This is a genomic window from Streptomyces sp. NPDC048337 (assembly GCF_043201175.1).
In the GTDB taxonomy this organism is placed as follows: Bacteria; Actinomycetota; Actinomycetes; order Streptomycetales; family Streptomycetaceae; genus Streptomyces.
This window is the reverse complement of record NZ_JBICYR010000034.1, coordinates 49,372-62,565: the sequence shown is the minus strand read 5'-3', so window position 1 is coordinate 62,565 and position 13,194 is coordinate 49,372. Positions and strand designations below refer to the sequence as shown.

Annotated in this window: 11 protein-coding genes; 7 read left to right on the top strand and 4 right to left on the bottom strand. The window is 71.1% G+C overall.

What is annotated here, in order from left to right; genetic code table 11:
- Positions 1-142: 142 nt before the first annotated feature.
- Positions 143-1,717 (bottom strand): hypothetical protein, encoded by a 1,575-nt coding sequence (locus ACGFYU_RS34890; RefSeq protein WP_393831315.1) that lies wholly within the window; start codon positions 1,715-1,717, stop codon positions 143-145.
- Between the two features lie 22 nt (positions 1,718-1,739).
- On the opposite strand from ACGFYU_RS34890, the gene ACGFYU_RS34885 reads away from it, so the two are divergent.
- Complete coding sequence (locus ACGFYU_RS34885; RefSeq protein WP_393831314.1) at positions 1,740-2,135, top strand: hypothetical protein; 396 nt, start codon at positions 1,740-1,742, stop codon at positions 2,133-2,135.
- An 11-nt stretch (positions 2,136-2,146) separates the two neighbouring features.
- Here ACGFYU_RS34885 and ACGFYU_RS34880 read toward each other — a convergent pair whose 3' ends face one another.
- The gene (locus tag ACGFYU_RS34880; RefSeq protein ID WP_393831313.1) at positions 2,147-2,725 is read right to left on the bottom strand and encodes a TetR family transcriptional regulator; all 579 of its coding nucleotides are present in this window, start codon (positions 2,723-2,725) and stop codon (positions 2,147-2,149) included.
- Between ACGFYU_RS34880 and ACGFYU_RS34875 the strand changes: the two genes are divergently transcribed.
- The 4 genes from ACGFYU_RS34875 (at position 2,678) to ACGFYU_RS34860 (ending at position 9,378) form a co-directional block, all read left to right on the top strand.
- Positions 2,678-3,127, top strand: a complete 450-nt coding sequence (locus tag ACGFYU_RS34875; protein WP_393831312.1) for a hypothetical protein — start codon at positions 2,678-2,680, stop codon at positions 3,125-3,127. The genes ACGFYU_RS34880 and ACGFYU_RS34875 overlap by 48 nt on opposite strands.
- Positions 3,128-3,321: 194 nt before the next feature.
- Positions 3,322-4,065, top strand: a complete 744-nt coding sequence (locus tag ACGFYU_RS34870; RefSeq protein ID WP_393831311.1) for a response regulator transcription factor — start codon at positions 3,322-3,324, stop codon at positions 4,063-4,065.
- 89 nt (positions 4,066-4,154) lie between these two features.
- Positions 4,155-5,207, top strand: coding sequence for an ATP-binding protein (locus ACGFYU_RS34865; RefSeq protein WP_393831320.1), 1,053 nt, complete (start codon positions 4,155-4,157; stop codon positions 5,205-5,207).
- Positions 5,208-5,466: 259 nt separating this feature from the next.
- Complete coding sequence (locus ACGFYU_RS34860) at positions 5,467-9,378, top strand: multifunctional oxoglutarate decarboxylase/oxoglutarate dehydrogenase thiamine pyrophosphate-binding subunit/dihydrolipoyllysine-residue succinyltransferase subunit (protein WP_393831310.1); 3,912 nt, start codon at positions 5,467-5,469, stop codon at positions 9,376-9,378.
- Positions 9,379-9,894: 516 nt separating this feature from the next.
- Here the strand turns inward: ACGFYU_RS34860 and ACGFYU_RS34855 are convergent.
- Entirely contained in the window at positions 9,895-10,374 is a 480-nt protein-coding gene (locus ACGFYU_RS34855) for a glycine-rich domain-containing protein (protein WP_393831309.1), read from the bottom strand.
- A gap of 61 nt (positions 10,375-10,435) precedes the next feature.
- A complete protein-coding gene (locus tag ACGFYU_RS34850) occupies positions 10,436-10,648 on the bottom strand; it encodes a hypothetical protein (RefSeq protein WP_393831308.1) in 213 nt (70 codons plus the stop codon).
- Positions 10,649-11,184: 536 nt separating this feature from the next.
- On the opposite strand from ACGFYU_RS34850, the gene ACGFYU_RS34845 reads away from it, so the two are divergent.
- Both ACGFYU_RS34845 and ACGFYU_RS34840 read left to right on the top strand, forming a co-directional pair.
- Positions 11,185-12,144 carry a Twin-arginine translocation pathway signal gene (locus ACGFYU_RS34845; RefSeq protein ID WP_393831307.1) on the top strand — a complete coding sequence of 320 codons (960 nt, stop codon included), beginning with the start codon at positions 11,185-11,187 and terminating at the stop codon, positions 12,142-12,144.
- Between the two features lies 1 nt (position 12,145).
- Positions 12,146-12,460: a 4a-hydroxytetrahydrobiopterin dehydratase gene (locus ACGFYU_RS34840; protein WP_393831306.1), complete on the top strand. Its 315-nt coding sequence runs from the start codon at positions 12,146-12,148 to the stop codon at positions 12,458-12,460.
- Positions 12,461-13,194 lie beyond the last annotated feature (734 nt).

Below are 13,194 nucleotides of genomic sequence, written 5' to 3'. Positions count from 1 at the left end.
AAGGCAGCTCCAACAGAGCCGACCCGGGACAGGCGCCGAACATCGAAGCCCGTCCCGGACGACACCCCACCCCGTCCCCGACCCCGGCCCCCCGCCCCCACAGCCACAGCCACAGCCACAGCCACAGCCACAGGCAAGGCCGTCACCCACACGCCCCCGGCCGCGCATACACCGCAACCCGCGCCCCCCGCACCCCGGTGACCGAGCACAGGTCGAACCACGCCGCGAGCGTCTGCCGCTTGACCGCCTCGCGCGGGTACGGATCCACCGGCTGGTCCGCCGGGTCCATCAGCGCGATGACCCGCGGGGACGCGATCAGCGCCTCGCGCAGCTCCGCCGAGGGCCGTTCGGTGCCCTGCAAGCTGCGCGAAGCCGCCGGGGACCGGTCCAGCGCCACATCGCGCAGCCCCCCGTACACCCCCGGCGAGGACAACAGCCACTCGCGCCGCCGCGACGGCAGGAAGACCACCGCGTCCCCCGGCCGGGCCCTCTCCCGCACGGCGGCGGCCACGGCGAGCGCATCGTCCTTGCGGCTCTCGGGCGTCCGCAGCCACACCGACCAGAAGGCGCACGGCACGAGCAGCACGCCCACCAGCACCCACGCCCCCCACCCCCGCGCCGCCGCGAGCCGGGCCCCGGCGAGCAGGGCGAGCCCGGCCAGCGCGTAGAGCACGTACCGGTCGACATACCAGGGGTGCAGCAGCGAGACCGCCATCAGCAGCCCGGGCGGCAGCAGCGCCAGCGGCACGGCCACCCGTACGAGCTCCCGATCCCCGGCCCGGCGCGGGAGCAGCAGCACCACCGCCCCGACGAGCACCCCGTACGCCGCCCAGTCCTGCCACCCCGGCCGCCCGAGCCAGCCGAGCTGCTGCGCGGCCTGGCGGGTGCTGACCAGGGCCAGCGGCAGCAGCAGGGCCACGACGGCCCCGGCGGCGATCCGCCATCCGCGCGAGCGCCACGCGGTGAAGCCGTGGGCGAGCAGGGCCAGCGCGGCGAACTCGTGGAGCCAGCAGCCGAGCAGCAGCACCACCGCGTAGGCCGTCCACCGCTCGCGCAGCATCAGGTACGTCGCCCACACCACGGCCGCGGCGACCAGGGCGTACGAGCGTCCCTCCTGGGCGTACATCTGCACGGGCGGCAGCACGGCGTACACCAGACCGGCGAGCAGCGCCGCCCGCTCCCCCGCGAGGCGGTGAGCGATCGCGGCCACCCCGGCGGCGGCGAGCGCGGTGGCGGCAACGGAGGGCAGACGCAGGGCCCACAGGCCGCCTTCCCAGGCCAGGAACACCCCGTGCATCAAGAGGTAGTACAGGCCGTGCACCGCATCCACCTGCCCCAGCAGCTCCCAGAGCCCGCCGAGCGGCCGATGGGCGACCTGCCAGGTGACGGATTCGTCGCGCCACATGCTGCCGCCGCGCTCCAGGCCCCAGAGGCCGAGGAGGACGGCGAGCAGCGGGGGCAGCACGCGCCAGGGGGCGAAACGGCGGCGGATGGCGGCCTCCCTGGTGCTGTCGTATCGGGTGTGGGCACTCCATACTCGGGGTTCGGGCCGAGTACCTGCGGAGGTGGGTGTGCGAGCGTTGCGGGCGGTGCCGGTGGCCGTGGCCACGGCGGCGGTGCTGAGTGCGGTGGTCCTGGCCGGGTGCGGACCCTCCGGCTCCGGCTCCGGGAGCGACGGGGATTCGCCCGCCGCAACGACCCCGGCAGCGAGCCCCACGCCGCCTCCGACGACGCCGGGCGTGACGCCCCCGGCAGCGACCTCCACCGCGCCCGCCGCCTCCAAGCCCCCCTCCGCCGGGGAGACCCTGGTCCGGGTCAGCCGCAGCGGCGGCTTCGCCGGCGAGACGCACACCCTCATCGTCAAGGGCGACGGTTCGTGGACCCGGCTGGACGGCAAGGCGAAGCCGGAGGGCTCCGGCACGCTCGACCCGGCGGATCTCGACGCCCTGCGCGCCGCCCTCAAGGAGGCGGACTTCCCCCGCCTGCCGCGCATCGCGACGAGCAGCCCCCGGATCTTCGACGGGTTCTTCTACGCGTTCGTGCACGGCGGCTACGAGGTGGCCGCCGACCAGGGGGCCGTGTCCCCGGCCCTGGAGAAGGTGCTGGCCGCCCTGCCCTCCTTCACGAACGGCTAGGACACGAACGGCTAAGGGACGGCGATCTCCCGCAGCCGCCGGTCCAGGTACGCGCGCAGCCGCGCCGCCATGTCCACGCTCCCGGGATCCAGCACCCACTGGATCTGGAGCCCGTCCATGACCGCGAGGATCTCCCGGCCCACGGCCTCGCAGTCGGTGCCGGGCCGCAGCTCGCCGCGTACGACGCCCGCCTCCAGCAGCTCGACGGTGTAGCCGAGCACGCGGGCGTAGCGCTGCCGGAAGTAGTCGTGGGCGGGGTGCCCGGGGTTGCCGGACTCGCCGACCAGGGTGTTGAACATCCGGACGATGCCGGGCCGCCGCTCGTTGTCGGCGGCGAGGGCGACGACGGTGTCGAAGTGCGCGGCGACCGACGGGGCCGGCTCGCTGAACAGCCGGTCGATGTCGTGCTGCTCGCTCTGCGCGAGGACCGACAGCAGCAGGTCCTCCTTGCTGCGGAAGTGGTGCAGCAGCCCGCCCTGGGTGATTCCGCAGCCGGCGGCGATCCTGGCGAGCGAGGAGGCGTGGAAGCCCCACTGCGCGAAGTGCTCGACGGCGATGTCGAGGATCTTCTGCCTGCGGGCGTCGCCCACCGCGTAGGTGCCGCCGACCTGGCAGTCCTGCGCCTGCGGACGCCCCACGAGCCGCGCGAGAACCTCTTCGAGTCCTTCTTCCACTCGGGCTCGCTGGCCTTCCCCGAGCCCGAGCTCGCCGAGATCCTGGCCCTCCTGGACCGGGTCCCGACCCTGGTCTGCATCAACCTGGAGCGGGCCGCCGTCATCCCGGAGATCGCCGAGCGCGCGGCGGCCCTGATCGCCGACTTCGGCGCCTCGGACGACGCCCTGCTGGACGTGGCCTTCGGCCGCGCCGTGCCCGAGGGCCGCCTCCCCTTCGAGCTCCCGCGCTCCATGGCGGCCGTGGCCGCCTCCCGCCCGGATGTGCCGAACGACACGCAGGACCCGGTCTTCGCGCACTCCCACGGGCTGCCCTTGTAGGGCCCGCACAACGCGAGGCGCCTGACCGCCTCGCCCGCCGGGTGCCGTTCCCGTGGGGGGTGCGGCACCCGGTACATCCCCCGCTCTACCAGGGCGTTCGGTACAAATACCCTGTCCGAACCCGACATAGCCGCAGGCCGGTGCCTCCTCTACGCTGCACCCCACCACGCAGATCTTCAGGGGCGGACCGGGACATGGAACAAACGCACACCACCAGCCATGGCAACACCTCGGCGACCCCCGGCGCCCAGCGGCGGGTACTCGTCGTCGAGGACGACCACACCATCGCCGAGGCCATCGCCGCACGCCTGCGCGCCGAGGGCTTCCAGGTGCAGACGGCCACGGACGGCCCTGCCGCCGTCGCCGCGGCCGAGAGCTGGCTGCCGGAGCTGCTGGTCCTGGACGTGATGCTGCCCGGTTTCGACGGCCTGGAGGTCTGCCGCCGGGTCCAGGCGCAGCGGCCGGTGCCGGTGCTGATGCTCACCGCCCGGGACGACGAGACCGACCTGCTGGTCGGGCTCGGGGTCGGCGCGGACGACTACATGACGAAGCCGTTCTCGATGCGCGAGCTGGCCGCGCGGGTCCACGTACTGCTGCGGCGCGTGGAGCGGGCCACGCTGGCCGCCACCGCCCCTCGCGGGGCCACCCTGCGCCTCGGCGATCTGGAGATCGACCACGCGCAGCGCCGGGTCCGCGTACAGGCCGAGGACGTGCACCTGACGCCGACCGAGTTCGACCTGCTGGTGTGCCTGGCCGGGACGCCGCGGGCGGTGCTCTCGCGGGAGCAGCTGCTGGCCGAGGTGTGGGACTGGGCCGACGCGTCCGGGACCCGTACGGTCGACAGCCACATCAAGGCCCTGCGCCGCAAGATCGGGGCGGAGCGGATCCGTACGGTCCACGGCGTCGGGTACGCCCTGGAGACCCCGGCCCAGGCGTGAGCACCCCGTCGGCGCGGCAGCGGGAGCAGGAGCGGCAGCGGAAGCTGCAGCAGCGCCTGCAACGGCAGCGGCAGCATCCCGCCGGGGGGCTGCAGCCCTTCTCGCCCTTCTCGATCAAGACCAAGCTGGGCACCCTGGTGGTGGTCTCGGTCTTCATCACGACGGGGCTGCTGCTGGTGGCCCTGCGCACCGACACCGAACTGCGGTTCATCACGGTCTTCTCGGTGATCGCCTCGATGCTGATCACCCAGTTCGTGGCGCACAGCCTGACCTCGCCGCTGGACGAGATGACGCGGGTGGCCCGGGCGATCTCCCACGGGGACTACACGCGCCGGGTGCGCGGGGCCGGGCGCCGTGACGAGCTGGGCGACCTGGCCTCCACGATCAACCTGATGGCGGACGACCTGGAGGCGGTGGACCGGCACCGCAAGGAGCTCGTCGCCAACGTCTCGCACGAGCTGCGCACACCCATCGCGGCGCTGCGGGCGGTGCTGGAGAACGTGGTCGACGGGGTCTCGGCCGCCGACCCGGAGACCATGCGCACGATGCTGAAGCAGACGGAGCGCCTCGGCCGCCTCGTGGACACCCTGCTGGACCTGTCCCGGGTGGACAACGGGGTGGTCCCTCTGAAGGCCCGCCGCTTCGAGGTGTGGCCGTACCTGTCGGGCGTGCTGAAGGAATCGGGGCTGGCGGCCGCCGGCCGGCCGGGGCTGCTCTCCGGTTCGGGCGGGCACACGCGCAACGACGTACACCTGCACCTGGACGTCTTCCCGCCCGAGCTGACGGCGTACGCGGACGCGGAGCGCCTGCACCAGGTCGTGGCCAATCTGATCGACAACGCGGTCAAGCACAGCCCCCCGCACGGCCGGGTCACCGTCCGTGCCCGGGCCGGCGACGCGCCCGGGAGTCTGGCTCTGGAGGTACGGGACGAAGGTCCCGGCATCCCGGAGGCGGAGCGGCACCGGGTCTTCGAGCGGTTCAACCGGGGCAGCGCGCGCGGCGGCGACGGCGGTACGGGCCTGGGCCTGGCGATCGCGCGGTGGGCCGTTGAGCTGCACGGCGGGCGGATCGGCGTGGCCGAATCGTCACGGGGCTGCCGCATCCTCGTCACGCTCCCGGGCAGCTCCCAGGCGCCGCGTTGACGTAGGGTTCGAACGGGAAGGACATGATCTCGGCCACACGTACCCGGGGTCCGTCAGGGGTGCGAAGCCATGGGGGCCGCAACCACGGTGCCGCCTACCCGAACCACGCTAGTTTCCCGCCATTCAGACCGGCGAAACCCGCCGTTCGGTGTGACCTACATGACGGAAGTCCCGCCCGGCCTGCATCCAGCGGCCGAGGAGGCGTAGCCTTTATTCCCGCTGTCCATACCTTGTGAAGCGGAAGAGGGCGGTTGCCGCCGTGTCGCCACAGTCCCCCAGTAACCCGAGCACCACGACCGAAGCAGCAGAAGGCGGGAAGACCCCTGCCTCAGGCTTCGGTGCCAACGAGTGGCTCGTCGACGAGATCTATCAGCAGTACCTCCAGGACCCGAATTCGGTCGACCGGGCCTGGTGGGACTTCTTCGCCGACTACAAGCCGGGGGGCGCTGTCGCTCCCGCTCCGGTGAAGGCGGATGAGCCCAAGAAGACCCCTGCGACGACGGACGGCGCCTCCGCACAGGCCGCCGCCACCGTCACCGCAGCACCGCAGGCCTCCGACGCCGCCGCCACGGGGGCGGCGCGCGCCGCCGCCGCGCCGCCGACCCCTCCGCCTGTGTCAGCTCCTGCCCCTGCTCCTGCCACCCCCTCTGGTGCCCCTGCTGTGACTGTCACCTCCCAGGCCCCGGCCGCCGCACCGGCCGCGCCCGCCTCCCCCTCCCCCGCCGCAAGCGGCGGCTCCACCGGAGCGGCTGCCGCCGCGCCCCCTCGTCAGGCCGCGCCCGCCACCGAGGCCCCCACGGGCCCCGAGCTGGTGACGCTCCGCGGCCCGGCGGCTGCCGTCGCGAAGAACATGAACGCCTCCCTCGACGTCCCGACGGCCACGTCCGTCCGCGCCGTCCCGGTGAAGCTGCTGTTCGACAACCGCATCGTCATCAACAACCACCTCAAGCGCGCCCGGGGCGGGAAGATCTCCTTCACGCACCTGATCGGCTACGCGATGGTGCAGGCGATCAAGGCCATGCCGTCGATGAACTACTCCTTCGCGGAGAAGGACGGCAAGCCGACCCTGGTCAAGCCCGACCACGTGAACTTCGGCCTCGCGATCGACCTCGTGAAGCCCAACGGCGACCGCCAGCTCGTCGTCGCCGGCATCAAGAAGGCCGAGACCCTCAACTTCTTCGAGTTCTGGCAGGCCTACGAGGACATCGTCCGCCGCGCCCGCGTCGGCAAGCTGACGATGGACGACTTCACCGGCGTGACGTGCTCCCTCACCAACCCCGGCGGCCTGGGCACCGTCCACTCCGTGCCCCGCCTGATGCCCGGGCAGTCGGTCATCATGGGCGTCGGCTCCATGGACTACCCCGCCGAGTTCCAGGGCACCTCGCAGGACACCCTGAACAAGCTGGGCATCTCCAAGGTCATGACCCTGACCTCGACCTACGACCACCGGGTCATCCAGGGCGCGGCCTCCGGCGAGTTCCTGCGCATCGTCGCGAACCTGCTGCTCGGCGAGGACGGCTTCTACGACGCAGTCTTCGAGTCGCTGCGCATCCCGTACGAGCCGGTCCGCTGGAACCGCGACATCGACGCCTCGCACGACGACGACGTCACCAAGGCCGCCCGCGTCTTCGAGCTGATCCACTCCTACCGGGTCCGCGGCCACGTCATGGCCGACACCGACCCGCTGGAGTACAAGCAGCGCAAGCACCCCGACCTCGACATCACCGAGCACGGCCTCACCCTGTGGGACCTGGAGCGCGAGTTCGCGGTCGGCGGCTTCTCCGGCAAGTCGATGATGAAGCTGCGCGACATCCTCGGCGTGCTGCGCGACTCGTACTGCCGCACCACCGGCGTCGAGTTCATGCACATCCAGGACCCGAAGCAGCGCCGCTGGATCCAGGACCGCATCGAGCGCCCGCACACCAAGCCGGAGCGCGAGGAGCAGCTGCGCATCCTGCGCCGCCTGAACGCGGCGGAGGCCTTCGAGACCTTCCTGCAGACGAAGTACGTCGGCCAGAAGCGCTTCTCCCTGGAGGGCGGCGAGTCCGTCATCCCGCTGCTCGACGCCGTCATCGACTCGGCCGCCGAGGCCCGCCTCGAAGAGGTCGTCATCGGCATGGCCCACCGCGGCCGCCTGAACGTCCTCGCGAACATCGTCGGCAAGTCGTACGCGCAGATCTTCCGCGAGTTCGAGGGCAACCTCGACCCGAAGTCCATGCACGGCTCCGGCGACGTCAAGTACCACCTGGGCGCCGAGGGCACCTTCACGGGCCTCGACGGGGAGCAGATCAAGGTCTCGCTCGTCGCGAACCCCTCCCACCTGGAGGCCGTCGACCCGGTCCTGGAGGGTGTCGCCCGCGCCAAGCAGGACGTCATCAACAAGGGCGGCACGGACTTCACGGTCCTGCCCCTCGCGCTCCACGGCGACGCGGCCTTCGCCGGCCAGGGCGTCGTCGCCGAGACGCTGAACATGTCGCAGCTGCGCGGCTACCGCACCGGCGGCACGGTCCACGTCGTCATCAACAACCAGGTCGGCTTCACGGCGGCGCCGGAGTCCTCGCGTTCGTCCATGTACGCGACCGACGTGGCCCGCATGATCGAGGCGCCGATCTTCCACGTGAACGGCGACGACCCGGAAGCGGTCGTCCGCGTTGCCCGCCTGGCCTTCGAATTCCGCCAGGCGTTCAACAAGGACGTGGTCATCGACCTCATCTGCTACCGCCGCCGCGGCCACAACGAGTCCGACAACCCGGCCTTCACGCAGCCGCTGATGTACGACCTGATCGACAAGAAGCGCTCGGTGCGCAAGCTGTACACCGAGTCCCTCATCGGTCGCGGCGACATCACCCTCGAAGAGGCGGAGCAGGCGCTCCAGGACTTCCAGGGCCAGCTGGAGAAGGTCTTCGCGGAGGTCCGCGAGGCCGCCACGCAGCCCGTGATCACCCCGCCGGTGGCCCCGGCCGCGCAGGCCGACTTCCCGGTCGCGGTGAGCACCGCGATCTCCCAGGACGTCGTCAAGCGCATCGCCGAGTCCCAGGTCAACATCCCCGAGGGCGTCACCGTCCACCCGCGTCTGCTGCCGCAGCTGCAGCGCCGCGCGGCGATGATCGACGAGGGCACCATCGACTGGGGCATGGGCGAGACCCTCGCCTTCGGCTCGCTGCTGATGGAGGGCACCCCGGTCCGGCTGTCCGGCCAGGACTCCCGCCGCGGCACGTTCGGCCAGCGCCACGCGGTCCTCATCGACCGGGAGACGGGCGAGGACTACACCCCGCTCCTGTACCTGTCGGACGACCAGGCCCGCTACAACGTCTACGACTCGCTGCTCTCCGAGTACGCGGCCATGGGCTTCGAGTACGGCTACTCGCTGGCCCGCCCGGACGCGCTGGTCCTCTGGGAGGCCCAGTTCGGTGACTTCGTCAACGGCGCGCAGACCGTCGTCGACGAGTTCATCTCGTCCGCGGAGCAGAAGTGGGGCCAGACGAGCGGCGTCACCCTCCTCCTCCCCCACGGCTACGAGGGCCAGGGCCCGGACCACTCGTCCGCCCGCCCGGAGCGCTTCCTCCAGCTGTGCGCGCAGAACAACATGACGGTCGCGATGCCGACGCTCCCGTCGAACTACTTCCACCTCCTGCGCTGGCAGGTCCACAACCCGCACCACAAGCCGCTCATCGTCTTCACCCCGAAGTCGATGCTGCGTCTGAAGGCCGCGGCGTCGAAGGCGGAGGAGTTCACGAGCGGCGCGTTCCGCCCGGTCATCGGCGACTCGACGGTGGACCCGAACGCGGTCCGCAAGGTCGTCTTCTGCGCGGGCAAGGTCTACTACGACCTGGAGGCCGAGCGCGAGAAGCGCGGCATCACGGACACCGCGATCATCCGCATCGAGCGCCTCTACCCGCTCCCGGGTGCGGAGCTCCAGGCGGAGATCGCCAAGTTCCCGAACGCGGCGAAGTACATCTGGGCCCAGGAGGAGCCGGCGAACCAGGGCGCGTGGCCCTTCATCGCCCTCAACCTGATCGACCACCTCGACCTGGCGGTCGGCGCCGACGTCCCGGCCGGCGAGCGCCTGCGCCGCATCTCCCGCCCGCACGGCTCGTCCCCGGCGGTCGGCTCGGCCAAGCGCCACCAGGCGGAGCAGCAGCTCCTCCTGAACGAGGTCTTCGAGGCCTGACCGCTGCGCTGACCTGACGCCGAGAGGCCCGGGCCCCGAAGGGGTTCGGGCCTCTCGGCATGTACGAAGCTTCGCGCGGGCGGCGTATTCCCCCCTCGCACCCCACCGGGACGCGGCGGTTGCCCACCCACCCCCACGGCGGTGCGGTGGCTGCGGGACAGTCGGCAGCAGCAGGTTGTCCGTTCTGCTTTCGCGGCCGGTGAGGGGCTGCGAAACCCATTGGCAAGTGGGATCAACCCTCAGGCGGGCAACACGCACCACACTGGATGTTTCGAGGTGTACGCGTTTCCAGATCGACCATGAGGGTCACGCCGGACCCGTGGGGGCAGACTCGGCGGGGTCGCTTCCCTGGGTGGCGCTCAACTCGAATCTTGTCCCAACTCGCCGCTACGTCGCGGAACCGAGGGTCGATCCACACTCCTCGCGCTTCTTCGCTCACTGCAACCCCTTCCTCGCGGAACGTAGCCGACTGTAGTAGAGCGGAAGGGGCGTGAAAGCTGGTCTGACCGAATGGCGTCAGACGGACGGCGGGGCGGCGCACCCTGACCCGCCCTCCGTGCACTCGCTGTGCATGCAATCCCCAGCGTGAACCTCCGTATCCGCCAGCGGTCCCCATAGGTAGGCGTCCGGCTCGTACCCGGCCTCCCGGATCGCCTCCATCGTGAGGTTCAGTGTGTCGGCGTCACGTCGCAACGACTCCGGGCCCTCCGGTCGGTGGTCGACGAACCTACCTCGACCGGTGCACAGCTCCCGGTACAGGGCCGTGTGCAGGATGAGGGCGTGCCAGCCCAGGTCCACGGCCTTGGAGGGGCGCAGGTGCCTGCCCCTGGCCTGGGTCGCGGCAGCGACGAACTTGAGGGCCTCGTCGACGATCCGGACTGCAAGCGCCTCCTCCACGCCGTCGTTGTCGCGCTGCACGAGGTGCACGACTCGGGTAAACCCCTCATCGGACAGTAGGTGTCGGGCGGAGGTCTTCAGAGCGGTGGGAGTTGCCATCTCGTCTTTCCTTTCGGTTGGGAAGGTACGGTGCCCAGAGCTGGGGTCAGTGGGCACTCGGTCACCGGATCGCCGCGATGTTTGCTACGGCGGTTGTGAGCTCCAGACCGGACGGCATCCGAATGTGCGCGATGGGGGCGTAGGTGCGGACCCCGTTCATGCGACCTACCTCGGCGTGCACGACGGCCGTGAGTTCGCCCTCGGCGCCGGAGGCGATGTCGCGTACCTGCTTCCGCAACAGCGGGTGGGCGAGGTGCTCGAACGGCTCAGGCATCGGGCTGGTCCCAGGCCGAGCGCATGAACCTCGCCCACCCGGCCGCCGCGCGGGCGAGGAGTTCGGGGCTTGGTCCCGCAGGCGGCGCGGGCAACTCAGCACGTCCCTGGTCTCGTTCATCTGCGCTGGTCGTCGTCATAGGAGGATGATGGGCTGGCCCGCAGATGGCCGGATAGGCCATCACGTGGCCATCGGTGGCCACGTAGCGGCCACGGCCGGAGACAGACGCGATGACAGCTCACACTGGGGCAATGGGCCACCGCAATGACGCTCTCAGGGCCGCCCGCATCAAGGCGGGCTGGCGCAGCATGGACCAGGCCGCCCGCGCGCTACAGGCCCACGGGCAACGATTCCTCGATGACCCCCACTTCACCGTAAGCGCGCGCACTTGGCGCCGGTGGGAGGGCACCGAGCCCGGCTGGCCACCGGAGGAAACCGCAACCGTGCTGCACGATGCGCTCGGCCGGTACCCCGAAGAGCTTGGGTTCACGGTGCCCGCCGGTTGGATCCGACCTGAGGCACACCAAGAGGGAGACGTGAAGCGCCGCACCTTCGTATCTGTCACCGTGGCCGCCCTCATGCCCGGCCCCGTCGCTCGTCAGCATGTCGACCCAGCGCTCATCGACTACTTTCAGCAGCAGCTGGAGGGCCATTACAGGGCCGATATGCTCCTCGGCCCGCACGACCTCATCGGCACGGTGTCCGCTCAGTACCAGCTCATCGACAAGCTCCTCCGCTCCGCGAAGGGCGAGACCCGACGCAGCCTGCTGCGCGTCGGGGCCGCATACGCCGCGCTCGTCGGCTGGCTCTACCAGGATGCTGGAGACGTCGGTGCCGCCAGTTTCTGGAGGGGGGTGACGCAGGAGATCGCGGTACGGTCCCGCGACCCGCACCTCATCGGCTACTCACTCGTCAATCAGGCCCAGGTCCGCACCGACCTCGGTGACGGGTACGGCGTCATCGACCTGTGCGAGGCCGCCCTCGACGACGACCGGATCTTCCCGAAGGTGAGGGTCATGGCCATGCAGCAGCACGCCCACGGAGCCAGCCTCACCGGGGACCGGGCCACCGTCGACCGGCTCATCGATGCGGCGGGCGGGCTCATCTCCCGGGTCGATGATGACCTGCCCTGGGGCAACGCCTGCCGCAGGACCCCGGGCTACCTGGAGGTACAGCGGGCCACCTGCTACGGGCGGCTCGGCCTCGGCCGGGAAGCCGAGAACCTGTGGTCGCAGGTCCTCGACGCCGTGCCCGCGACCGCCCGCCGGGACCGCGGGGTCTACCTCGCCCGGCACGCCACCGCCGCGGCCGGCGCGCGGGAACCGGAGCAGGCCGTCGAGATCGCCCGTGCGGCTGCGGAGATCGCGGCAGAAACCCGCTCAGCGCGCATGCTCCGTGAACTGCGCGGCCTGGAGCGGGCCATGCGGCCGTGGCAGGATGCGCCCGTAGGCCGGGACCTCGTCGAGATCCTGGCGCCCGTGACCGAGGGGAGCTGACATGGGCGTACCGCACCCGCTGACGCATGAGCAGATCGCCGAACATCTGGCGAAGCTGCCCGGCTGGGAGCAGAGCGGAAACGCGATCACCCGCACCTACCCGATCCGCTACCACGCGGCGGTGGCTGCCATCGTGACAATCGCCGACCGGTCCCGGCGGATCCAGCACCACGCCGACCTCGACCTGCGCATCGACCACCTGCGCGCCTCCATCACCACCCACGACGCGGGCAACCGGCTGACCGCCGCCGACTTCGACCTCGCTGAACGCATCGACGCGATCGTCGCCGCGCACCAGGCCCTCCCGCTCGGCTGACCCCGGACACCCGACTGTGCCCCCTCCCAGCCCGCGGGCTGGGAGGGGGCACAGTGCCGTTGAGCCGCTCAACCTCACACTCCGCCAGACCCCTAGACCACACCCATCTTCCGCCAAATAGGCATAAACCGGCCGCTGTCGCCGCCGTAGGGTCGCTTGTAGCGATCTTGGGCGGCCTATGTCCAGCCCTAAACGGCCGCCGGACGCCGAGACATGCGAAGCGCGTAGCTATCTGCCGCGTCTGGCGGCTCCCGATGGGCCCCTAGCCGCTGTCTCGTGCGGGTAGGGCCGCCCCGGCCCGGGATCTGATGCCCATGCGCCCCGGCTGGGTGTCTCCCTTGTGCCCGGGCCCCCGGCGCCGCCCGGGCTGGCGGGTGTGGCTTGGCTGACCCAGAGAACGGGCCCGCGCCTCCCTGGCCTCCCCATGCCCGTGTCTCTGACCCGTGACCGTTCTTTTGGGGGCTTCCCGTCGGTCTTCGGATTTCCGGTTCGGGACGGCCTGTCAAGGGGGGCCGAAGGCCATCGCGTAAGCGACGCGACGAAGGAGCGCCCTTTACAGGACGGCCCGAACCGGAGAGACGATGAGACTGACGGGAAACCCCCAAACCCTCCCTGATACAGAGTCGGTGGGCCCCGAACCCCGAAGCTGCCGACTCACTGGTCGACTTGCCCGAGCGAAATACCGATGGGGCCGACCCCGATCACCGGATTGCCGAGTCTCGGTCTCGCTACCG

Coding starts and splice junctions, on each gene's coding strand:
- ACGFYU_RS34870 (WP_393831311.1), top strand. CDS start 3,322: ATGGAACAAACGCACACCACCAGCCATGGCAACACCTCGGCGACCCCC.
- ACGFYU_RS34855 (WP_393831309.1), bottom strand. CDS start 10,374: ATGGCAACTCCCACCGCTCTGAAGACCTCCGCCCGACACCTACTGTCC.
- ACGFYU_RS34850 (WP_393831308.1), bottom strand. CDS start 10,648: ATGCCTGAGCCGTTCGAGCACCTCGCCCACCCGCTGTTGCGGAAGCAG.
- ACGFYU_RS34840 (WP_393831306.1), top strand. CDS start 12,146: ATGGGCGTACCGCACCCGCTGACGCATGAGCAGATCGCCGAACATCTG.